Origin of the sequence: Bradyrhizobium huanghuaihaiense (genome assembly GCF_025200885.1) — a bacterium.
GTDB lineage: Bacteria > Pseudomonadota > Alphaproteobacteria > Rhizobiales > Xanthobacteraceae > Bradyrhizobium > Bradyrhizobium huanghuaihaiense.
The window spans coordinates 7,127,776-7,150,717 of record NZ_CP104172.1; the positions used below are offsets into that span (position 1 = coordinate 7,127,776).

17 protein-coding genes are annotated in these 22,942 nt (G+C 66.2%); 8 read left to right on the forward strand and 9 right to left on the reverse strand.

Annotated elements, in window-relative coordinates; genetic code table 11:
* Nucleotides 1–52: 52 nt before the first annotated feature.
* Complete coding sequence (locus tag N2603_RS33705; protein ID WP_260385517.1) at nt 53–1,387, reverse strand: dihydroorotase; 1,335 nt, start codon at nt 1,385–1,387, stop codon at nt 53–55.
* A gap of 96 nt (nt 1,388–1,483) precedes the next feature.
* On the opposite strand from N2603_RS33705, the gene ygfZ reads away from it, so the two are divergent.
* The 6 genes from ygfZ to N2603_RS33735 all read left to right on the forward strand — a co-directional run bounded on the left by ygfZ (nt 1,484) and on the right by N2603_RS33735 (nt 8,204).
* Nucleotides 1,484–2,359 (forward strand): CAF17-like 4Fe-4S cluster assembly/insertion protein YgfZ, encoded by an 876-nt coding sequence (gene ygfZ / locus N2603_RS33710; RefSeq protein WP_260385518.1) that lies wholly within the window; start codon nt 1,484–1,486, stop codon nt 2,357–2,359.
* Nucleotides 2,356–2,982, forward strand: coding sequence for a DNA-3-methyladenine glycosylase I (locus tag N2603_RS33715; protein WP_260385519.1), 627 nt, complete (start codon nt 2,356–2,358; stop codon nt 2,980–2,982). Before ygfZ ends, N2603_RS33715 begins: the two co-directional genes overlap by 4 nt.
* On the forward strand, nt 2,979–3,593 hold the full coding sequence (locus N2603_RS33720; protein ID WP_260385520.1) for an HD family hydrolase: 615 nt from the start codon (nt 2,979–2,981) through the stop codon (nt 3,591–3,593). Before N2603_RS33715 ends, N2603_RS33720 begins: the two co-directional genes overlap by 4 nt.
* Nucleotides 3,594–3,739: 146 nt before the next feature.
* Nucleotides 3,740–4,246, forward strand: coding sequence for a tyrosine phosphatase family protein (locus N2603_RS33725; protein ID WP_260385521.1), 507 nt, complete (start codon nt 3,740–3,742; stop codon nt 4,244–4,246).
* 220 nt (nt 4,247–4,466) lie between these two features.
* Nucleotides 4,467–5,435 carry an NUDIX hydrolase gene (locus N2603_RS33730; RefSeq protein ID WP_260385522.1) on the forward strand — a complete coding sequence of 323 codons (969 nt, stop codon included), beginning with the start codon at nt 4,467–4,469 and terminating at the stop codon, nt 5,433–5,435.
* 51 nt (nt 5,436–5,486) lie between these two features.
* Complete coding sequence (locus tag N2603_RS33735; RefSeq protein WP_260385523.1) at nt 5,487–8,204, forward strand: DUF2339 domain-containing protein; 2,718 nt, start codon at nt 5,487–5,489, stop codon at nt 8,202–8,204.
* Nucleotides 8,205–8,267: 63 nt separating this feature from the next.
* Here the strand turns inward: N2603_RS33735 and N2603_RS33740 are convergent, their stop codons facing one another.
* From N2603_RS33740 to N2603_RS33775, 8 genes are all read right to left on the reverse strand, one after another.
* Nucleotides 8,268–9,956 (reverse strand): methyl-accepting chemotaxis protein, encoded by a 1,689-nt coding sequence (locus N2603_RS33740; RefSeq protein ID WP_260385524.1) that lies wholly within the window; start codon nt 9,954–9,956, stop codon nt 8,268–8,270.
* Nucleotides 9,957–10,239: 283 nt separating this feature from the next.
* Nucleotides 10,240–12,210, reverse strand: coding sequence for a methyl-accepting chemotaxis protein (locus tag N2603_RS33745; protein WP_260385525.1), 1,971 nt, complete (start codon nt 12,208–12,210; stop codon nt 10,240–10,242).
* Nucleotides 12,211–12,408: 198 nt separating this feature from the next.
* The gene (locus N2603_RS33750; RefSeq protein WP_260385526.1) at nt 12,409–14,142 is read right to left on the reverse strand and encodes a methyl-accepting chemotaxis protein; all 1,734 of its coding nucleotides are present in this window, start codon (nt 14,140–14,142) and stop codon (nt 12,409–12,411) included.
* Between the two features lie 201 nt (nt 14,143–14,343).
* Nucleotides 14,344–16,086 (reverse strand): methyl-accepting chemotaxis protein, encoded by a 1,743-nt coding sequence (locus N2603_RS33755; RefSeq protein ID WP_260385527.1) that lies wholly within the window; start codon nt 16,084–16,086, stop codon nt 14,344–14,346.
* A gap of 229 nt (nt 16,087–16,315) precedes the next feature.
* Nucleotides 16,316–16,549, reverse strand: a complete 234-nt coding sequence (locus N2603_RS33760; protein WP_018648776.1) for a DUF6894 family protein — start codon at nt 16,547–16,549, stop codon at nt 16,316–16,318.
* Between the two features lie 163 nt (nt 16,550–16,712).
* Nucleotides 16,713–17,312, reverse strand: a complete 600-nt coding sequence (locus tag N2603_RS33765; protein WP_018648777.1) for a hypothetical protein — start codon at nt 17,310–17,312, stop codon at nt 16,713–16,715.
* Nucleotides 17,313–17,425: 113 nt separating this feature from the next.
* The gene (gene acuI, locus N2603_RS33770; RefSeq protein WP_260385528.1) at nt 17,426–18,412 is read right to left on the reverse strand and encodes an acrylyl-CoA reductase (NADPH); all 987 of its coding nucleotides are present in this window, start codon (nt 18,410–18,412) and stop codon (nt 17,426–17,428) included.
* Nucleotides 18,413–18,454: 42 nt separating this feature from the next.
* Nucleotides 18,455–19,708, reverse strand: a complete 1,254-nt coding sequence (locus N2603_RS33775; RefSeq protein WP_260385529.1) for an MFS transporter — start codon at nt 19,706–19,708, stop codon at nt 18,455–18,457.
* A gap of 322 nt (nt 19,709–20,030) precedes the next feature.
* Between N2603_RS33775 and nadA the strand changes: the two genes are divergently transcribed.
* Both nadA and N2603_RS33785 read left to right on the forward strand, forming a co-directional pair.
* On the forward strand, nt 20,031–21,134 hold the full coding sequence (gene nadA / locus N2603_RS33780) for a quinolinate synthase NadA (RefSeq protein WP_260385530.1): 1,104 nt from the start codon (nt 20,031–20,033) through the stop codon (nt 21,132–21,134).
* 190 nt (nt 21,135–21,324) lie between these two features.
* Nucleotides 21,325–22,932: an L-aspartate oxidase gene (locus N2603_RS33785; RefSeq protein WP_260385531.1), complete on the forward strand. Its 1,608-nt coding sequence runs from the start codon at nt 21,325–21,327 to the stop codon at nt 22,930–22,932.
* Nucleotides 22,933–22,942 lie beyond the last annotated feature (10 nt).

The window sequence follows — 22,942 nt, forward strand, 5'->3', positions numbered from 1 at the left end:
TGCGTCCCGTGCCTCGCACCTCAGGATGACGGATCGAATGGGCTTCTACCCCCTACTGTTTCAACGTCTCCAAAAACCGCACCGGCTCGCCTAGCGACGGCGTCACCAGCTCGCCCTGCCACATCACGCGCCGGCCGCGGATGAAGGTGCCGACGGGCCAGCCCGTCACGCGGACCCCGTCATAGGGCGTCCAGCCGGCCTTGGACGCCACCCATTTGTTGGTGATGGTCTCGCTGCGCTTCAAATCGACGATGGTGAAGTCGGCGTCGTAGCCCGCGGCGATGCGGCCCTTGCAGGCCATGTTGTAGAGACGCGCGGGGCCAGCGCTGGTGAGGTCGACGAACCGTGCCAGCGACAAACGGCCGGCGTTGACGTGGTCGAGCATCAGCGGCACCAGCGTCTGCACGCCGGTCATGCCGGAGGGCGAGGCCGGGTAGGTCTTCTGCTTCTCTTCCAGCGTATGCGGCGCGTGATCGGAGCCGAGCACGTCGATGATGCCCTGGTCGATGCCACGCCAGATGCCGGCGCGGTGATCGGCGCCGCGCACCGGCGGGTTCATCTGCGCGAGCGTGCCGAGCCGCTCGTAGCATTCGGGCGCGACCAGGGTGAGGTGATGCGGCGTCGCCTCGCAGGATGCGACATCCTTGTGGTCGCGCAGGAACTCGATCTCTTCCTTGGTCGAGATGTGCAGCACATGGATGCGCTTGCCCGTCTCGCGCGCGAGCTTGACCAGGCGCTGCGTCGCCATCAGCGCCGCGGTCTCGTCGCGCCAGACCGGATGCGAGCGCGGATCGCCCTCGATGCGCAGCGACTTGCGCTCGTTGAGGCGGTATTCATCCTCGGCGTGGAAGGCGGCGCGGCGACGGATCACCTGGAAGATGCGGCGCAGGCTTTCGTCGTCCTCGACCAGCAGCGCGCCGGTCGAGGAGCCGATGAACACCTTGACGCCGGCGCAGCCCGGCGCGCGTTCCAGCACCGGCAGGTCCTGCACGTTCTCGCGGGTGCCGCCGATGAAGAAGGCGAAATCGCAATGCATGCGGTGATGGGCGCGCTTCACCTTGTCGGTGAAGGTGGCCTCGGTCACCGTCAGCGGCGAGGTGTTCGGCATCTCGAACACGGCGGTGACGCCGCCCATCACGGCGCTGCGCGAGCCGGTCTCGAGGTCTTCCTTCTGCTCCAGCCCAGGCTCGCGGAAATGCACCTGCGTGTCCATCACGCCGGGCAGGATGTGCAGGCCCTTGCAGTCGATCACCTCGGCGGCGGAGCCTTGCGACAGCGGGCCCAGCTCCGCGATGCGGCCATTGGTGATGCCGATATCGCGAACACCCTCGCCGTCCTGGTTGACAACGGTGCCGCCCTTCAAGATCACATCGAAACGCTGGGTCATGGGGCCTCTCTCATCCCCAAGCGCAGGGCTCGAGGTCTTGTCGTTTATGCCTTGCGGGCTTACGTTCCGGAGCAACATGTCGCAAGAGATTTTCGCATGAAATCAGCGTTTCTTCCCGACCGAGGCGTGGTCAAGGTCGCGGGCGAGGATGCGCGCAACTTCCTCAACGGCCTGATCACGACCGATGTCGACAGGCTGAAACCGGGGCTGGGGCGATTCGGCGCACTGCTGACGCCGCAGGGCAAGATCATCGCCGATTTCCTGATCACGGAGGCGCCGGCCGGTCATGGCGGCGGGTTCCTGATCGATTGCCCGAAGGCGCTGGCGGACACCCTCGCCACCAAGCTGAAATTCTACAAGCTGCGCGCCAAGGTCACGGTGGAAAACCTCGATCTCGGCGTGCTCGCGGCCTGGGACGGCCAGCTTGCGGCGCAGCCAGACCTCGCCTTCGCCGATCCGCGCAACGATGCGCTCGGCCTTCGCATCCTGATCCCCGAGGATCTCACGCAAAAGCTGTCCGACCTGATCGGCGCCGAACTGGTCGATGCGACCGACTACGAGGCGCACCGCATCGCGCTCGGCGTGCCCCGCGGCGGGCTCGATTTCATGTATAGCGATGCGTTCCCGCATGAGACCAACATGGACCGGCTTGCCGGCGTCGATTTCGACAAGGGCTGCTATGTCGGCCAGGAGGTCGTCTCGCGCATGCAGCATCGCGGCACCGCGCGCACGCGCAGCGTCAAGGTGCTGCTCGATGATATCTCGCCGGAAGTCGGCGTCAGCGTGATGGCCGGGGACAAGCCGGTCGGCACCATGGGCTCATCGGCACAAGGCAAGGGCATTGCGCTGGTGCGCATCGACCGCGTCGCCGACGCGCTCGATGCCGGCCAGCCGCTCACCGCCGGCGGCCTTACCCTGACGCTTGCCGAACCCGAAATCGTCCGCCTTCCCTCCAAGCAGCCCACAGCATGAGTCGAGCCCCCCGCCTGCATCCCGACGGAAAGACCCGCTGCCCCTGGCCCGGCGAAGATCCGCTCTATGTCGCCTATCACGACACTGAATGGGGCGTGCCTGAGTATGATGACCGCGCGCTCTACGAGAAACTGATCCTCGACGGCTTTCAGGCCGGCCTCTCCTGGATCACGATCCTGCGCAAGCGCGACAATTTCCGCAAAGCTTTTGACGATTTCCAGCCGGAGAAGATCGCGCGCTACAATGCCAAGAAGGTCCACGCGCTGATGAACGATGCCGGCATCGTGCGCAACCGCGCCAAGATCGACGGCGCCATCCTCAGCGCGAAGTCCTATCTCGACATCATGGAGAAGGGCCCGGGCTTCTCAAAACTGCTGTGGGACTTCATGGGCGGCAAGCCCAAGGTCAACCATTTCAAGACCACGGGAAGCGTGCCGGCCTCGACGCCGCTGTCGGTACAGATCTCCAAGGAGCTGTCCGCGCGCGGCTTCAAATTCGTCGGCCCGACCATCGTCTACGCGTTCATGCAGGCGACCGGCATGGTCAACGACCACCTGGTCGACTGCCATTGCCACGCAATCTGCGGCAAGACGCAGCGCAAGCCGCGCCTCAAGGCCAAATGACGGCCAAGAAAACTTCACGCGGCGCAGAGTCCCGCGCCTGGCAGCGCATGCTGTCGGGCCGCCGGCTCGACCTGCTCGATCCCTCGCCACTCGATGTCGAGATCGCCGACATCGCCCATGGACTGGCGCGCGTGGCGCGCTGGAACGGGCAGACCACCGGCGCACACATCTTCTCGGTCGCACAACATACGCTGCTGGTGGAAACCGTGATGCGGCACGAAATGCCGCGCGTGGACCAGCGCATGCGGCTCGCTGCGCTACTGCACGATGCGCCCGAATATGTCATCGGCGACATGATCTCGCCATTCAAGGCGGTGCTCGACGGCCATTACAAGGCGGTGGAGAAACGCCTGCTCGGCGCCATCCACATCCGCTTCGGCCTGCCGCCGGTGCTGGCGGACGAGATCACGCAGGCCATCAAGGCCGCCGACCGCGGCGCGGCTTACCTCGAGGCGACCGAGCTTGCCGGCTTCAGCGAGAGCGAGGCGCGGCGCCTGTTCGGCAAGGATCCGGGCCTCTCCGACAGCGTCCGGCGCGACTACCTCACGCCCTGGACCGCGGCGCGGGCGGAGAAGCAGTTTCTGGAGCGGTTTGGCGCGGTGTTTGCGTAGCGTCATCCCTTCGTAGGGTGGGCAAAGCGGAAGCGTGCCCACCAAACCAGGCGCGATGCGCGCAACTGCGAGATGGTGGGCACGGCGCGATGCGCCTTTGCCCACCCTACAAGCGCTCGCTATAATCGCCGGCAAAAAGGTCCGCCATGATCCACGTCTGTTCCCTCGCTGCGCTTCCCGAAACCGTCCGCCTCACCAGGGCCAGCCACGTGCTGACCGTGATGGCCAATGTCGAGCAGGTGGCGCGTCCGGTATCCGTGCTGCCGGCCAACCATCTCAAGGTGTCGATGGACGACATCACTGAGGAAATGGACGGCTTCGTCGCGCCGTCGGAGACGCACATCGAGCAGGTGCTGAACTTCGTGCGCGGCTGGGACCGCAGCGCGCCGCTGGTGGTGCATTGCTATGCCGGCATCAGCCGCTCCACCGCGAGCGCCTTCGCCGCCGTCTGCGCGCTCAATCCGCACCGCGACGAAATCGAGATCGCGAAGAAGATCCGCGCCGCCTCGCCGATCGCCTCGCCGAACCGGCGCATCGTCGGCCTCGCCGACCGCGCGCTGGGGCGCAACGGCCGCATGCTGCGCGCGCTCGACGAGATGGGCCCGGGCGCGATGATGATCGAGGGCCGCCCGTTCGTGATCGAGCTCGAATGACGGCTGCGCGCCACAATGCGGGTGCGCCCCCTCTCCCGCTTGCGGGAGAGGGTTGGGGAGAGGGTGTCTCGGCAACGGGACAATCCCTTAGAGGAGAAAACCCTCACCCGGCGCTACGCGCCGACCTCTCCCGCAAGCGGGAGAGGTCGCAGCGAGCCCGCGGAGCGACCGGCTCAACCAACGAAGACATTCTTCTCGCAACAGCCGCGACAATAGCCGCATGAGCGAGACGCTGCTGACGCCGATCGAGATCGGCCTGACCGCTGCGATCGTCGCGATCGAGGATCATGAGCCGCTGATCCTCACCGCGCACAGCAGCGATGGGCTGGCCGGCCTGCCGTTCGGACCGTTCGATGCGCTGAGCCATCGCACCTTCGAGATCGGCCTGCGCGCCTGGGTCGAGGAGCAGGCGGGCCTGCGGCTCGGCTATGTCGAGCAGCTCTACACCTTCGGCGATCGCGGCCGTCATGCCGAGGCCGGCGACACCGGCGCACACATGGTCTCGATCGGCTATCTCGCACTCACGCGCGCCGCGGGCGGCGAGCTCGCAGCCAACGGCGCGAGCTTCGAGCCCTGGTACCGCTTCCTGCCCTGGGAGGACTGGCGCGAGGAGCCGCCCGCGATCATCGCCCGCGACATCATCCCCGCGCTGACAGCTTGGGCGGAGCAGGAGACGCCGGAGACGACCCGCGCATTGCCGCGCAAGGATCGCGTGCGGTTCTATTTCGGCCTCGACGGCGCGCCTTGGGACGAGGAGCGCGTGCTCGACCGCTATGAGCTGCTCTACGAGGCCGGGCTGATCGAGGAGGCGCGGCGCGACGGCCGTCCTGCGGCATTAGCGCGCAAGTCGCTGCCGGCGCTCGGGACCTCGATGCGGTTCGACCACCGCCGGATTCTCGCCACGGGAATCGCGCGGCTGCGCGCGAAACTGAAGTATCGTCCTGTGGTCTTTGAACTTTTGCCCGCCGAGTTCACACTCACGGAATTGCAGCATACGGTGGAGGCAATCTCCGGCCGGCATCTGCACAAACAGAATTTCCGCCGCCTGGTCGAAGCGGAAGCCCTGGTCGAACCGACCGGGGTGATGTCGACACAGACGGGCGGACGGCCGGCAGCGCTCTACCGCTTCCGCCGCGAGGTGCTCCAGGAGCGGCCCGCGCCGGGCTTGCGTGTGCGCTCCCGGCGCTAGATCCTGATATCAGTGGTACCGGCCCCTGCCCGCCGGTTGCCTGGAGGCTTCATGCTCGACGGCCCGTTCGACGTCTTTGCGCTGATCATTGCGATCATCGCCTTCCTAATCGCGATCAAGGCGTCCAGCCAGGCGACCGAGTTGCGCCGCCGGCTGAACTTGCTCGAAGAGAAGTTTTATGCGCAGCGGCCTGTTGTACAACCGCCGCCGCTGATGCCCGCGCAGGTGCAGGCTGAAACGCCCGCAACGCCCGCCTCCACGCCCACCGCCGAGCCGCCGCCGCTTGCGCCGGAAGCCGAACCCACGCCGTCTCCGCTCGTCACCGAGGAGGCTGCACCGCCCCCGCTCGAACCGGGCACGGCCACTGATGCGCCGCCTCCGATGCCGGAGGCCGCGCCCGGGTTCGAAGAGCGCCTCGGCACGCGCTGGGTGGTGTGGATCGGCGGCCTCGCGCTGGCGCTCGGCGGCTTCTTCATGGTGCGCTATTCGATCGAGGCCGGCCTCGTCGGCCCCGGCGTGCGCGTCTTCCTTGGCGGCCTGTTCGCACTCGCGCTGCTCGGCGCTGGTGAATGGACGCGGCGCAAGGAGAGCATCTCCACCATCGCGGCTCTGCCGATCGCCAACATCCCGGCGATCCTCACCGCGGCCGGAACGGCGGTGGCGTTCGCCACCATCTATGCGGCCTATGCGCTTTATGGCTTCCTGGTGCCGGCAACCGCCTTCGTGCTGCTCGGCATCGTTGCGATGGGCACGCTTGCCGCCGCGCTCCTGCACGGGCCCGCGCTCGCCGGCCTCGGCGTGGTCGGCGCCTTCGTGACGCCGATCCTCGTCTCCAGCGGCAAGCCGGACTATTGGGCGCTCTACATCTATCTCGCCATCGTCACCGCCGCGAGCTTCGGCCTCGCCCGTATCCGGCTGTGGCGCTGGCTTGCCGTCACGACAATCGCCTTCGCGGTGCTCTGGATCTTCCCGGGGCTCGATACCGAACAGGTGCAGGTCGCGCCGCACGCCTTCCATGTCATCGCCGGCTTCGTGCTTGCCGCGCTGCTCGTCGTCTGCGGCCTCATGTTCGGCCCGACCATCGAGGACGGCGAGATCGAGCCGGTGTCGTCGGGCGCGCTCGGCGCCTATCTGTTCGGCGCGATGCTGGTCGTGCTGTCGAGCGCGCATGCGGATCTCGCGCTGATCGCCTTCGCGCTCCTGGTCGGCGGGACGCTGTTCGTCGCCTGGCGCGCGCCTGCGGCGACCGGTTCGCTGGGCGCAGCTGCTGCGACCGTGTTCATCGTGTTCGCCGAATGGGCGGTGCGCGCCAACCCTGACATGCTGGTGCTGCCGGGCGGCCCCATGCCGGGCGTCGGCCCTGTCGCGACCGACAGCTCCGTGACGCTGCATCTGGTGACGGCCGCGATCTTCGCCGCCGGCTTCGGCGTCGCGGGCTTCTTCGCGCAGGGCCGGTCGAACTCGGCGATCATTCCGGTGGTGTGGTCGGCGGCGGGCGTCGCCACGCCGATCGCGCTCCTTGTTGCGCTCTATGCGCGCATCGCCCATCTCGACCGCTCGATCCCGTTTGCGATCCTCGCCGTCCTGCTCGCCGCGGCCTTTGGCGCTGCGACCGAAGCGCTGATGCGCCGCGAAGAACGACCGGGTGTTGCCACCTCGATCGCATTGTTCGCAACCGGTACGCTCGGCGCGCTGGCGCTGGCGCTGACCTTCGCCCTGGAGAAGGGCTGGCTCACGATCGCGCTTGCGCTGATGTCGCTCGGCACCGCCTGGATCTCGTTGCAGCGGCCGATCCCGGTGCTGCGCCGGTTAGCTGCGATCTTCGCCGCGATCGTCACCGCACGCATCGTCTACGATCCGCGCATCGTCGGCGATGCGGTCGGCACGACGCCGATCTTCAACTGGCTGCTGTGGGGCTATGGCCTGCCGGCGGCCTCGTTCTGGGGCGCGAGCATCTTTCTGCGTCGCCGCGCCGACGATGCGCCGTTGCGCGTGGTCGAGGCGGCCGCGATCCTGTTCACGGCGCTGCTCGCCTTCGTGGAAATCCGTCATTTCGCCACCGGCGGCCAGATGACGTCGGCGCCGTCGCTGCTCGAATGCGCGCTGCAGGTCTGCATCGCGCTCGCCATGGCGATCGGGCTGGAGCGCCTGCGGCTGCGCAGCCGCAGCATCGTGCACAATGTCGGCGCGATCGTGCTGACGGCGATCGCCGGCCTCATCAGCGTGTTCGGCCTCTTCATCCTGGAGAACCCGCTGATCTGGCGCATCGACGTCGGCGGTGCGGTGTTCAACCTGCTGCTGCTCGGCTATGCGCTGCCGGCGGTGCTGATGCTGCTATTGTCCTATGCAGTGGTTGGCGAGCGCGGCAAGGTCTACGCCAACACGATTGCCGGCGGCGCACTGGTATTCGCACTCGCCTATGTCACGCTGGAGATCCGCCGCTTCTATCACGGCCCGATCCTCTCCAGCGGCCCGACGACCGGCGCCGAGCAATACACCTATTCGATCGGCTGGCTCGCCTTCGGCGTGGTGCTGCTCGGGGTCGGCATTCTCGTCAACTCGGAACGGGCACGGCTGGCGTCCGCCGCCGTCATCGCGCTGACGATCCTGAAGGCCTTCGTCATCGACATGTCGACGCTGACGGGCGTCTACCGCGCGCTGTCGTTCATGTGCCTCGGCGTCGTGCTGGTCGCGATCGGCTGGCTCTACCAGCGCATCCTGTTCCGGCGGCAGGTCGCACCGCCGCCGGCTCCGCAGACGGGCAGCTAAATCGCTTGAGCATGATCTTTTCGGAAAACCGCTTCACACTTTTCCGGATCATGCTCATGAGGATCAGGCCGCGCGGACCGATTCCAGGAACTGCGCGACCTCGACCTTGAGACGCGTGCTGTCGGTCGCCAGCGATTTCGCTGCCGACAGCACCTCGACCGAGGCCTCGCCAGTCTCGATCGCGCCGCGCTGCACGTCGGTGATGTTGGAGGAGACCTCCTGCGTGCCGAGCGAGGCCTGCTGGACGTTGCGCGAGATCTCCTGCGTCGCGGCGCCCTGCTCCTCGACGGCGGCGGCGATCGCCGCGGACACTTCGGACAGCCGCTCGATGGTGCCGCCGATCTCCTGGATCGCGCTGACGGATTCCTGCGTCGCGGCCTGGATGCCGGACACCTGCGCGCCGATCTCGCCGGTCGCCTTCGCGGTTTGCTCGGCGAGCGCCTTGACCTCGGACGCCACGACCGCGAAGCCGCGGCCGGCTTCGCCCGCCCGCGCCGCCTCGATGGTGGCGTTCAGCGCCAGCAGGTTAGTCTGGCCCGCAATGGTGTTGATGAGCTCGACGACGTCGCCGATGCGGGAGGCCGCCTGCGACAGCGCGTTGACGCGCTCGTTGGTCCGCCCCGCCTGCTCGACCGCTTCCGCCGCCATCCGCGCCGAATCCTGCACGCGGCGGCTGATCTCGGTGATGGAGGACGACAGCTCTTCCGACGCGGAGGCGACCGCCTGGACGTTGGTGGAGGCCTCCTCGGAGGCCGCCGCGACGACGGTGGCGAGTTCCTGGCCGCGCTGCGCGGTGCTGGTGAGCGTCGATGCCGACGCCTCGAGCTCGGTCGAGGCAGAGGAGACGGTGCCGACGACTTCGCCGATCATCGCCTCGAACTTGCTCGTGATGGCATCGACCCGGCGGCCGCGCTCGATCTTGGCCTCGGCGTCGAGCCGGGCTGCTTCGTCGGCGGCGCGCTTGGCGATCAGCGCTTCCTTGAAGATTTGCAGTGCATCCGCCATCGATCCGATCTCGGTCTTCTCGCCGCGATGCGGCACCTCGGCCGAGAGATCGCCCTCGCCGAGCGACTGCATCGGCTTGATGATCGAAGCAATGCCACGCGAGACGTCGCGCACGAGATAATAGGCCGCGCCGATCGCAACCACGACCGAGAACACGATGATGCCGACCAGGACCCGGAAGATCAGCGCATAGCTGTCCGCCGCCTGCTTGGTCTCCAGCTCGGCGCCGCTGTTGTTGAGCTCGATGCCCTTCTGCAGCAGCGGATCGGCCGCCTGGGCCATCTTCGCGACCTTGGTCTGCAACATCTCATTGGCATCGGTCGGGAAGCGGCCGATGCTCTTGCGCGACAGCGCCATCACCTCCTGCACGCCGTTCAGATATTCGGCCCAGGCCTTGGTCCACTGCTCATAGAGCGAACGCTCTTCGGACGAGGTGATCAAGGGCTCGTAGACCTTGCGGGTCTTCTCGATGCGTCCCTGCAGCGAGGCGAGCCGCTTCTCGGCGGCCTCCTTGCCCTCGGCGCTCTCCTGCATCAGGTGCAGGCGAAGCGCGACGCGCAGCTCGTTGATGTCGGCGCGGAGCGAGCCGAGCGCACGCACGCTCGGCAGCCAGCTTTCCGCGATCTCGACCGTGTGGGCATTGATGTTCTGCATGGTGCCGATCGCCGTCACGCCGACGCCGGCGAGCGAGAGCACGAGGACTGACAACACGGTCAGAAGCTTGAAGACGATCGACAACTTCGACATCACGACAAATCCCGATGAGACCTAGCAACGCGCAAACCACCCCGCGCCGCCATCGTCACGACCGACGACAGGACGGAAGTCATTCCAACAATGCTGGCTGGTTCTTATCCGGTAGGATTGCGCACATAGTCGCAAACAGGCGTTAACAGGAACCTACGTGAAACTACGGGGCGATCCCGTCCGCGTTATTTTTTCCGCAACCAGTTGTTGCGGCCGCGCAGATATCCCGCGGCGCCGCACCAGCACACCGCAATGCAACATCGGAACGGCAGCGCCGACATCGTCAAGCCGCCCGTACCGACTCCAGGAAACGCGCGACCTCGCCCTTCAACCGGTTGCTCTCCCGCGATAGCGACTGGGCGGCCGAATGCACCTGCGCCGAGGCGGCTCCGGTCTCGCCGGCACCGCGCTGGACGTCGCCGATATTCGCCGAGACTTCGGACGTGCCGTGCGCGGCATGCTGGATGTTGCGAGAGATCTCCTGCGTCGCCGCGCCCCGCTCCTCCACCGCGGCGGCGATGGTCGACGAGATCTCCGACATCCGCGCGATGGTGTCGCCAATCTCCTTGATCGCGCCGACGGAGTCTTCCGTCGCGGTCTGGATCGCGCCGATGTGCTGACTGATCTCGCCCGTGGCTTTCGCCGTCTGCTCGGCCAGCGCCTTCACTTCGGTCGCGACCACGGCAAATCCCTTGCCGGCTTCGCCGGCACGCGCCGCCTCGATCGTCGCGTTCAGCGCCAGGAGGTTGGTCTGGGCGGCGATGGTGTTGATCAACTCGACCACGTCGCCGATGCGGCTCGCCGCCTTCGTCAACTCGGCGACGCGTGCGTTGGTCCGCTCGGCCTGTCCGACCGCGACGTCGGCGACACGCGCCGATTCCTGAACCTGGCGGCTGATCTCCGAGATCGAGGAGGTCATCTCCTCGCTCGCCGACGACACCGACTGCACGTTGGCTGACGCCTCCTCCGAGGCCGCCGCCACGGCGGTTGCGAGCCCGTTGCCGCGTTCGGCGGCCTGCGTCAGCGTGTCGGAGGAGGCCTCGAGCTCGGTTGCCGCCGACGACACGGTCTCGATGATCTCGCCGACCGCGCCTTCGAACGTGTCGGCAAGCCGCCGCATGTCGGCCTTGCGCTGTTCGCGTCCGCGCGCATCCGCTTCCGATTGTTCAACGCGCAGCCGCTCGGCCTCCGCCATGGTGGTCCTGAACACCTCGACGGCGCCGGCCATTTCGCCGATCTCGTCCCTGCGCCCGACGCCGGGAACGGAGATCGAGAGCTCGCCGCGCGCAAGCCGCGTCATCGCACCGACCATGGCACCGAGTGCCTTCGAGATCGAACGTCCGAGCAGAAGGCCGGTCACGGCGAGCACGACGACGGTGATGCCGAAGGCCACGGCCATCCACAAGCGCACGGCCTCGCGGGTCGCGGCCTCGGCCGCGTCAGCCTGCCTGTACATGGCATCGACGGCGGTCCGCACCTCGACCATCGCAGGCTCGATTTCGCGGAAGGTCTTCATCATGGCGGCGTCGAGAGCCGCACTCTGCTGTGCGGTCTCGGCCCAGGCCGCGAACTCGGACTGGTATTTCTGAAGCTTGGCCGTGATGTCGTTCATCACCACTGTGGGAATTGCGACGACCTCTATCGCCTTGGAAAATTCAACCCTGGCCTTCTTCACCTCGGCAATGTATTTGGGGTCGCGCCGCAGCATGAAGTCCTTCTCGTGCCGGCGCATCATCAGCATCCAGGTCGTCGTCCTGGGATCATCGATCTCCTTCAGCTTGGCCTCGATGTCGTGCACCGCGCCGCGAAGCGAGCCGGACAGGCCGAGCGTCTCGTTCAGCCCGAGCCTGGTCTCGGCTGCCACCAGTGCGGCGAAGTCGGACGCGTAACGCTTGAAGCCGTCCTGGGCCTGTTTCATCTTCTCGGACAGTGCGCCGATGCCGGCGGCCGCCATCAGCCGCTCCACCTCGTCGAAATCGCGGTTGATCGGCCCGATCAGCTCGGCATGCGCCTTGGCGTGGTTCTCGGTGCGGCGCTGCTGGAAATTCTTCTCGTTACGACGGGCCTCCAGCATGTCGATCGAGAGCTGCTTGTCGAGGTCGGCGATCGCGCGGGCGCGGCTTGCGACGGCGCGGGAGGCATCCTGGGAGAGGCTGCCGATCTCGTAGATCGCGCCGAAGGCGGCAAGTCCGACAAGACCGAATAGTCCGATCGCCATGACCTTGTGGGTCAGGCGGATGGAGAGGCCGCTCATCAATGTGCTCCAATACGCTCGGGACGCAATACAGGCAGGGCGACTCAGCCCCGGAAAATCGCGGGCATCATGACTGCGTCGCTTTTCCGGAAAGTTAACCCTGCGCCGCATTCGTCGTGGCGCCGCAGCATGCGTACGCGCAAGCAGCCGCGCTGCCACGCGCGGCGGTTGTAGCCTGTTTCTGCTTGGACGCCGCCCTCAGGCGGCCCGCACCGTCCCGAGAAATTTCCCGACCTCGAGCTTGAGACGGTTGCTGTCGCCGGAGAGCGACTGCGCCGCCGCCAGCACCTGGGAGGATGCCGAGCCGGTCTCGGTCGCGCCGCGCTGCACGTCGGTGATGTTGGACGACACCTGATGGGTGCCCTCCGCCGCCTGCTGCACATTGCGGGAAATTTCCTGCGTTGCCGCGCCCTGCTCTTCCACCGCGGCCGCGATCGTCGAGGAGATCTCCGACAGCTTTTCGATGGTGTCGCTGATGTCCCTGATGACGCCGACCGAATGCTCGGTCGCGGTCTGGATGCTTGCAATCTGATGACCGATCTCGCCGGTTGCCTTCGCGGTCTGCTCTGCGAGCGCCTTCACCTCCGATGCGACCACCGCAAACCCCTTGCCGGCCTCGCCGGCGCGCGCCGCCTCGATCGTCGCATTGAGCGCCAGCAAATTGGTCTGGCCTGCGATGGTGTTGATCAGCTCGACGACATCGCCGATGCGCGTCGCCGCCTTGGACAGTTCGCTGACGCGCTCGGTCGTGGTGCGCGCCTGGCCGACGGCTTCGCTCGCCACGCGTGCGGATTCCTGCACCTGCCGGCTGATCTCGGTGATCGACGACGACAATTCTTCCGTGGCCGAAGCCACCGACTGCACGTTGGTGGACGCCTCCTCGGAAGCCGCGGCAACCATTGTGGTGAGCTGCTGGCCGCGTTCCGCGGTCGAGGTGAGCGTCGATGCCGAAGCTTCCAGCTCGGTCGCAGCCGATGACACCGTATCAACGATCTCGCCGATCGCGGCCTCGAAACCGTCGGCGAGCTTGTGCATCTCTGCCTTGCGCTGCGCGGCTGCGGCCTGGTCCTGCCTGACCTTCGCCTCGGATTCCTCGCGCGCCTTCTGCTCCGACACGATCTTGAACTTCTCGACGGCCGCGGCGACGCCGCCGACCTCGTCCCTGCGGCCGAGCCCGGGCAGCACCACGGAGAAGTCGCCGCCGGCGAGCTTGTCCATCGCAACAGTCAGCGCGCGGATCGGCCGCGCGATGGTGAAGAATGACATCAGCCAGGAGCCGATGAGGATGAGCATCGTGCAGATGCCGACCGCGGTGCCGAGACGTTCGCTTGCGGACATCTCCTGCGCCGCGGCGGCAAGTTCTTCCTCGCTCTTGTGCCTGGCAAGATCCGCAATCTCGCTCGTGATCGTGTCGAGCTGGGCGGCAATCGGCAGCGTCACCTCGCGCGCCAGGCGCACACCTTCCTCGGAGAGCTTGGCAGCGCCGGCGGCGTCCGTCGCCGCGAGGGCAATCGCCTCGCCGCGAATGGCGGCGTTCTGCTGCGCGCCCTTGAGATAGCCCGCAGACAGGCTTTTCAGCTTCTGGATCCGCGCGCCGTTCTCCTCGGAGTGAGACAGCTTGAGCATTGAATCGGCGATGTCGTTCAGCGATTTTGATCGGTCGACCAGAGCATCGCCGGCCTTCTGCAGCTCGGCCGCTTTGCTGGCGAGCCGGATATCGCGGACGGCGAGCTGCATGCTGCGCGCCGCAAGCTTGGCTTCCACCGCCTCGCGAGCCAGCTCGAGCTGCGCGACCGCGGCCTTGTTGGAATTTCGCACATTGCCGTTGCCGACGAGTTGACTTGCGATGATGCAAAGGACCAGGAGGATGCCGAGCGTCGACGCGATCGCCAGCTTGGTCCCGATCCGCAAATTCCGAACGAGGCTCAACATTGGTGTTTCCTCAGAGGAATGCGCAGCCGAATCATTGTCGGCGGTCACTGGCGTTGATCGCTCTTGCCAAAAAGGTGGGCCTTAGCCATTCCAAATTGGTTAACACGGCCACCGTCCAAATACTGAATTAGTGCGAAAACCCCTTGAGATTCAGCACGGAATGCGAGCTTAACAAGTTAACCACACGCGAAGATGGGAAGGTCAGGCGGCCCGCACGGTCTGCAGGAATCTGCCGACCTCCAGCTTCAGACGGTTGCTGTCGCCGGACAGCATCTGCGCCGCGGACAGCACCTGCGAGGACGCCGATCCGGTCTCGCTCGCGCCGCGCTGCACGTCGGTGATGTTGGACGACACCTGCTGGGTGCCATGCGCGGCCTGCTGCACGTTGCGGGAGATTTCCTGCGTTGCCGCGCCCTGCTCTTCCACCGCGGCCGCGATCGTCGAGGAAATCTCCGACAGCTTTTCGATGGTGTCGCTGATGTCCCTGATGGCGCCGACCGAATGCTCGGTCGCGGTCTGGATGCTTGCAATCTGATGACCGATCTCGCCGGTTGCCTTCGCGGTCTGCTCTGCGAGCGCCTTCACCTCCGATGCAACCACCGCAAACCCCTTGCCGGCCTCGCCGGCGCGCGCCGCCTCGATCGTCGCATTGAGCGCCAGCAAATTGGTCTGGCCCGCGATGGTGTTGATCAGCTCGACGACATCGCCGATGCGCGTTGCCGCCTTGGACAGTTCGCTGACGCGCTCGGTCGTGGTGCGCGCCTGCCCGACGGCTTCGCTCGCGACACGTGCGGATTCCTGCACCTGCCGGCTGATCTCCGTGATCGAGGACGACAGCTCTTCCGTGGCCGAGGCCACCGACTGCACGTTGGTGGAGGCTTCCTCCGAGGCTGCCGCGACCACGGTCGTGAGCTGCTGCGTGCGCTCGGCGGTCGAGGTGAGCGTCGTGGCGGACGCCTCGAGCTCGGTCGAGGCCGATGACACCGTCCCGACGATCTCGCCGACGGCGCCCTCGAAACTGTCGGCGAGCCTGCGCATCTCCGATTTGCGCTGCTCGGCTGCGACCTGATCCTGCCGCATCTTGGCTTCGGCTTCCTCGCGCGCCTTCTGCTCGGACACGATCTTGAATTTCTCGACGGCGCCCGCGACCTCGCCGACCTCGTCCTTGCGGCCGAGGCCCGGCAGAATCACCGAGAAATCACCTCCGGCGAGCTTCTCCATCGCCGACGTCAGCGCGCGCATGGGCCGGGCGATGCTGAAGACGGAGAAGATGCACGCTCCGATCAGAACCAGCGCGACCAGCACGCCCGTGACGAGCGACACCCGGGCAACGGAGGCGGCCTCGGCTTCCGCCTCCGCACGCGCTGCGGCGCTGCTCTGCTTGGCAAGATTGATGATCTCGTTGGTCAGTTCCGAAATCTCTTCGTTGATCGGCGCCAGGGTTTCCTTGCGGATGCGGTTGACCTCGGCCGCGAGCCTGGCGTGCTCCGCCGCTGCTTCGCCGTCCTTCTTGCCGTCGAGCGCGAGCTCCTGCTTGCGGATGGCTTCGATCTGCTGCTCGCCCTTGCCGAAATTGCCGATCAGCACGGTCAGGCGATCGATCCGCTTCTGGTTCTCAGGCGAGTGCGACAGCTTTGCCATCTCGCCAGCGAATTTCAGCGCCGCCGTCTGGCGATCGCCGAAATAGGTGACGGCCTTCTGCATCTCGGCCGGCGAGGACGAGGTCAGGATGTCGCGAATGCCGATCTGCATCCCGCGCACCGACGCCTTCGCCTCAGCGGCGTTTTGCGCGATCGCCTGCTGTCCCGATGCGGCGTTGCTGAGCCTCTGGACTTCAGTGCCTCCGCTCGTCTGGAGGAAGATCATCAGCGCGACGAGGGCGATGGTCAGCGCGGAGGTGACGGCGAGCTTGGTGCCAATTCGCAGGTTCTGAATGAACGACATTGAAGCAATCCCGGATACGCATTGCCACGCCGATGCGCGTGAACAGCCCGGGAAGGCTAACCGCGAGGTTCCTCATTAACGTTAAGTGAGAGCGCCCGGCGCTGGGTAGAAATACTGAAAAAACTACTCAAACCACGGGACCTGCACACTTTTCGCGTGCAGTGAATTTGCACTTCGCGGATTTGCGGACAATACGTCCGTTAACGGACCCTCCCGTTGTTGAGTCTCGTCAGCTCACCGTCTCGCCCACGATGCTGATGCGGAACACCGGCTCCTTGTTCTCGTCGAGCAGCTCCATGCTCCACTTCGCATTCGGCTTCATGCTGCGCGCGATCCCGCCGAGCAGATTGGCGCAAACCTCGGTCATCTCGGTCCACGCGGCGGCGCGATCGTCGAACTCGTAGGGTTGATCGGCGGCGCCGGAGTAGCGACCGGTACTGATGCGGAAGAAGTACAGCGACATCGTTGAACCCTTGTCTAGGGCCGCGTCCCCCGGCCGTACGCAAACTGGGACGCGAACAGCTACCAACGCATGAAAGCCGCCGTCCGTATGACTACGGCGCGCGCGGCTTGATGTTCGATCGACATATGCAACGGCAAGACGCGGATTGGCCCGCGCCGCCGGCTCACTGGGTGGAGCGACGCAGCTCCAGCGGGCCTTCGTTCCTGGCGGGCTCCGACTTCGCTTCGGCCTTCACCGGCTCGAGCCGGCTGCTCTCGACACGCGGCGTCTCGACGCGCGCGGCAACCTCGGTGCTCGAGGAGGCGACCGAACCAGTGTGCTCCGACGAGCGCAGCGAACGCGGACGCGCCACCGCGCGCGCCATCAGCATCTGATTGCCGCCCTGGTGATGGAAGTCGCAATAGGCGAAGCCCATGCCCGATACCGAGCCGCGGAAGCTGCGCTCGTCGGTCTTTTCCAGGTTGAAGCAGGGCTCGAACGGAATGCCCTTGATCGAGGCGCAGACGTTCTGGCCGCGGATCTGGAGGGTGTTGCCGGGCAGGCGGAGATGTTTCACCGGGCCTGAGCCCGAGAACTGCACGGCGCCGGCAGCACCGAGGTCATCGAGGATGCGGCCCGCGCCGCGGGTGCCGTCGAAACAGGTGAAGGCGAATACCTTGCCGGCGACGAAGCGGCGCGCCTCGTCGGCGTTCATGCTTCCAGCAATGGCCGGCGCAAACGTCGCTGCCGCCGTGACAGCCCCCAACACAATACGCGCAAGCATGCTCTACTCCGAACCAACCCCCGCAGCGGGCGATGCCTTATCTCTTTACCCGCTGCTTACCATACCAACCAAGGCAACATTGAAGCAGCTTGGTTGGTAAAGTCTGAACGCCGTTAGAGAATTTTTACCACGACGCGGCCGCGGACCTGGCCGGCCAGGATTTTCGCACCCCATCCCGGGACCTCGTCGAGCGAAATTTCCTGAGTGATTTCAGATAGTTTCGTCCGGTCCAGATCCGAAGCCAGACGCTGCCAGGCAGCTTTTCGCGGCTCGATCGGGCACATCACGGAATCGATGCCGAGAAGGCACACTCCGCGCAAAATGAAAGGCGCGACGGAAGACGGCAGGTCCATGCCGGCCGCCAGGCCGCAGGCGGCGATCGCGCCACCGTACTTCGTCATCGACAGGAGATTCGCCAGCGTGGTCGAGCCGACACTGTCGACGCCGCCCGCCCAGCGCTCCTTGGCGAGAGGCTTGGCCGGGGCCGATAGCTCGTTGCGGTCGATGACCTCCGCCGCGCCGATCTCTTTCAGGTAGTCGGCTTCCGCCGCGCGGCCAGTCGAGGCGATGACGTGGTAGCCGAGCTTGGACAGCACGGCGGTGGCGACCGAGCCGACGCCGCCGGCTGCGCCCGTCACCACCACGGGACCGCTCTTCGGCGACAGACCGTGCTTCTCCAGCGCCAGCACCGAGAGCATCGCGGTGAAGCCGGCCGTGCCGATCGCCATGGCGTCGCGTGCCGACAGGCCCTGCGGCAGGGCGACCAGCCAGTCGCCCTTCACCCGCGCCTTCTCGGCATAGGCACCGAGATGCGTCTCGCCCATGCCCCAGCCGGTGCAGACGACCTTGTCGCCGGCCTTCCATTGCGGATGCGAGGATGCTTCGACCGTACCGGCGAAGTCGATGCCGGCGATCATCGGGAAGCGGCGCACCACCGGCGCCTTGCCCGTCAGCGCGAGGCCGTCCTTGTAGTTCAGCGTCGACCATTCGACGCGCACGGTGACGTCGCCGTCCATCAGCTCGGCTTCGTCGAACTGCGCGAGCTGCGCGGTGGTGCCCTTGTCCGCCTTGTCGATCCGGATCGCCTTGAATGTGGCCACGACTGAACTCCCTGACTTTGTTTGTCGGGGATGTTTAGCCGATCAGGCTGGCTGCGCAACCGCCCGCTGAACGGGTTTCTCCACGATCGGAAGATTGATCAGCGCCGAGAGCACGCCGAACAGGATCGAGAGCCACCAGATCGGCGTATAGGAACCGAACTTTTCGAACACGATACCGCCGAGCCAGACGCCGAGGAAGCCGCCGACCTGATGGCTGACGAAGGCGAAGCCATAGAGCGTCGCAAGCCAGCGCGTGCCGAACATCAGCGCCACCAGCGCCGAGGTCGGCGGCACCGTCGACAGCCAGGTCAGGCCGGAGATCGCGCCGAACGCAATCGCCGAGAACGGCGTGATCGGGAACGAGATGAAGGCAAGCGTCGCAAGCGCACGCGTGAAATAGATGGTCGAGAGGATGTAGCGCTTGGGCAGATTGTTCTGGAGATAGCCGACGCTGAGCGAGCCGATGATGTTGAACAGGCCGATCGCCGCAATCACCCAGCCGCCGGTTTGCGTCGAGATGCCGCGATCGACCAGGAACGCCGGCAGATGCACGGTGATGAAGGCGAGCTGGAAGCCGCAGGTGAAGAAGCCGAGCACCAGCAGGACGTAGGAGCGATGGCCGAAAGCTTCGGCGAGCGCTTTGGTGAAGGTCTGGTCATCCGCTTGCATCGTGCTGCCGGTGGCTGCGACCCGCGGCGTGGAGAGCGCCAGCGCCAGCGGAATGATCAGCAGCATCAGGAAGCCGAACACGGTGAGCGCCTGCTGCCAGCCGAAATTGTCGATGAGCGCGACGCCGATCGGCGCGAACAGGAACTGGCCGAACGAGCCTGCCGCGGTGCCGGCACCAAGCGCGAGGCCGCGCTTCTCCGCGGGCAGAAGCTTGGTGAAGGCCGACAGCACCAGATTGAACGAACAGCCGGCAAGGCCAAAGCCGACCATGACTCCCGCGCCGATGTTGAGCGAAAGCGGCGTCGAGGAATAGCGCATCAGGAGCAGGCCGCCGGCATAGAGCAGCGCGCCGACACACATCACCCGGAACAGGCCGAAGCGATCGGCGACCGCGCCGGCGAAGGGTTGGCCCAGTCCCCACAACAGATTCTGCACGGCGATCGCGAGACCGAACACGTCGCGACCCCAGGCGAACTCGTGGCTCATCGGCTGCACGAAGAAGCCGAGCGCCGAGCGCGGGCCGAAGCCGAGCATGCCGATGGCGCAGCCGCAGAGAATGATGATCGCCGGTGTGCGCCAGGTGGAGGAACGCGCGACCGGACCGAGCTCGCCCGCTGATCTCGACATGGTGTGCTCCTTGTCTGTTGTTGGCGGTCCGGAGAAGGCAGCCGCGAGCCAGCTCGTTTAATGCATTTGCATGAAAACCCCAAGTCAAAAGCGGTTGCATTCCACGAAGGGCTGTCGCGGGAGCATTGCATTTCAATGAGGCCTCGCCTGACGGGAATGTGTGCGACTGGGCCTAGCGATCCATCGCGGCGTGTGTTATCTTTGATTTACTCATATTGAGCATATTAGAGTGGCAATGAAGTCTGCTCCGGCCCTCGGGCCGGATTAATCAGACCCAATATATACTCAATATGAGCATAAATGACATGAAACGGAGGCTTTGATGCCAATCACTGGAATTTACGGCCCCGACGATTTTGCCAACCGGTCGCAGGGCAAGGTCATCACCTCTCCCCGCGCCGTGCCCGTGCCGCGGCCCGCGCTGCCGATGCCGTCGCTGGAATGGACTGACGACGTCGAGCGCGCCACCGCGCCGCTCTATGAGCGCGTCAAGCACGTGATCCCGCCGATCGAATGGCCGCTGATGGCGCCGACGATTCACGCGATCAACGAGCTGAAGCAGGCCCGCGGCGCGGTGATCCTCGCGCACAACTACCAGGCGCCGGAGATCTTCCACTGCGTCGCCGACATCGGCGGCGACTCACTCCAGCTCGCGGTCGAGGCCACCAAGGTGAAGGCCGGCATCATCGTCCAGTGCGGCGTGCACTTCATGGCGGAGACCTCGAAGCTGCTCAACCCGGAGAAGACGGTGCTGATCCCGGATTCGCGCGCCGGCTGCTCGCTTGCTTCCAGCATCACCGGCGCCGACGTGCGCCTGCTGCGCGAAAAATTTCCCGGCGTGCCTGTCGTCGCCTATGTCAACACGTCGGCGGAGGTGAAGGCCGAGGTCGACATCTGCTGCACCTCCTCGAATGCGGTGCAGGTGGTCGAGAGCCTGAATGCGCCGACCGTGATCTTCCTGCCCGACCGCTACCTCGCGACCTACGTCGCCTCGAAGACCGACGTGAAAATCATCGCCTGGAAGGGCGCCTGCGAGGTGCACGAGCGCTTCAAGGGCGAGGAGCTGCGCGCCTATCGCGAGGCCGATCCGTCGGTGCAGATCATCGCGCATCCCGAATGTCCGCCGGACGTGCTGGCGGAGGCCGACTTCACCGGCTCGACCGCGCACATGATCAACTGGGTGCGCAACAAGCGGCCGCGGCGGCTGGTGATGATCACGGAATGCTCGATGGCCGACAATGTCCGCGCCGAGCTGCCGGATGTGGAGATGCTGCGCCCCTGCAATCTCTGCCCGCACATGAAGCGCATCACGCTCGCCAACATTCTGCAGAGCCTGCTCACGCTCGGCGAGGAAGTCACGATCGATCCCGCGCTTGCGGAGCGGGCGCGGCGATCGGTGGAGCGGATGATCAATCTGAAGAACTAGCAACACAAGTCGCCACAAACACAGCCGTCGTCCCGGACAAGCGCGCGTCAAGCGCGCGCAGATCCGGGACCCATAACCACAGGAAGATGTTTGGCGATGACTCGTGGTGACGAGTTCGCGCCACAACTCCTCCCTGGGATTATGGGTCCCCGCCTTCGCGGGGACGACGGCGGAGTGAACGGAGATATCCATGACAAACAACATCCACAATCTCACCCGCTCGACCGACGACGTCGTCATCGTCGGCGGCGGTCTCGCCGGACTCTTCTGCGCGCTGAAACTCGCGCCGCGGCCGGTGACGCTGATCTCGGCGGCGCCGCTCGGCCAGGGCGCCTCGTCCGCGTGGGCGCAAGGCGGCATCGCCGCGGCCGTAGCCGAAGGCGATACGCCGGAGGCGCATGCCGCAGATACCGTGGCCGTCGGCGGCGGCCTCGTCGACGAAGCCGTCGCGCTCGGCATTGCGCGGGAGGCGGCGCCGCGTATCCACGATCTTCTTGCCTATGGCGTGCCGTTCGACCGCGACCTCGAAGGCCGGCTCGCCGTGGGGCGGGAAGCCGCGCATTCGGCCCGGCGCATCGTGCATGTGCGTGGCGATGGGGCGGGCGCTGCGATCATCGCAGCCTTGAGCGAGGCGGTGCGCCGCACGCCGTCGATCCGCATCATCGAAAGTCTGGTCGCGGAGTCGCTGCTGACCGGGGACGGCGCCGTCACCGGGCTTCAGCTGCGCGAAGTCGGCAATCCCTCAGCAAAGCCGGTCCTCCTCGCCTCGCGCGTGGTGGTGCTGGCGACCGGCGGCCTCGGTCATCTCTATGACGTCACAACCAATCCAATGGAAGCCAGCGGCTCGGGCCTTGCGATCGCAGCCCGCGCCGGCGCGGTAATTGCCGACCCTGAGTTCGTGCAGTTCCACCCCACCGCCATCATGGTCGGCCGCGATCCGGCACCGCTCGCGACTGAAGCGCTGCGCGGCGAAGGCGCGACGCTGATCAACGGCCATGGTGAGCGCTTCATGCTGGTGCGCCATCCGCTCGCCGAGCTCGCGCCGCGCGACATCGTGGCCCGCGGCGTGTTCGCCGAGATCGCCGCCGGGCGCGGCGCCTTCCTCGATGCACGGGAGGCGCTGGGCGCGCGCTTCGCCGAAAAATTTCCGACGGTGCATGCGAGCTGCATCGCCGCCGGGATCGATCCCGCGAAGCAAGCCATTCCGATCGCGCCGGCCGCGCATTACCACATGGGCGGCATCGCGGTGGATGCGCGCGGCCGCAGCTCGATCGACGGGCTCTGGGCCGGCGGCGAAGTGTCTTCCACGGGCGCGCACGGCGCCAACCGCCTCGCCTCCAATTCGCTGCTGGAAGCCGTGGTCTATGCCGCACGCATCGCCGACGACATCGCCGGCCGCACGGTGCCCTCGCCTGCCCGCCTCCCCGACGCAATCGTGACGCCGCGCGGCGGCGCGCCGGATGCAGCTGACATGAGATGGCTGCGCGCAATGATGAGCGCGCATGTCGGCGTGATCCGCGACGGCGATGGGCTTGCGGAAGCCATGCGCCACTTCGCCACGCTGGAACGCGAGACTGGAAACATCGCTCTTCGCAATATGGCGATTTCAGCCCTGCTCGTTGCCGCTGCGGCCTGGATGCGGCGCGAGAGCCGCGGCGCGCATTTCCGTGCCGATCATCCGGCCGATAACCCCGCGCTGGCGCAGAGAACGATGACCACGCTCGCCGCAGCGCGCGAGGTCGCGGAGAGCCTGAGCGAGCGTCCGCTGCCGCGCATTGCGCAACCCCTGATCGCCTGACGGAGTCCCC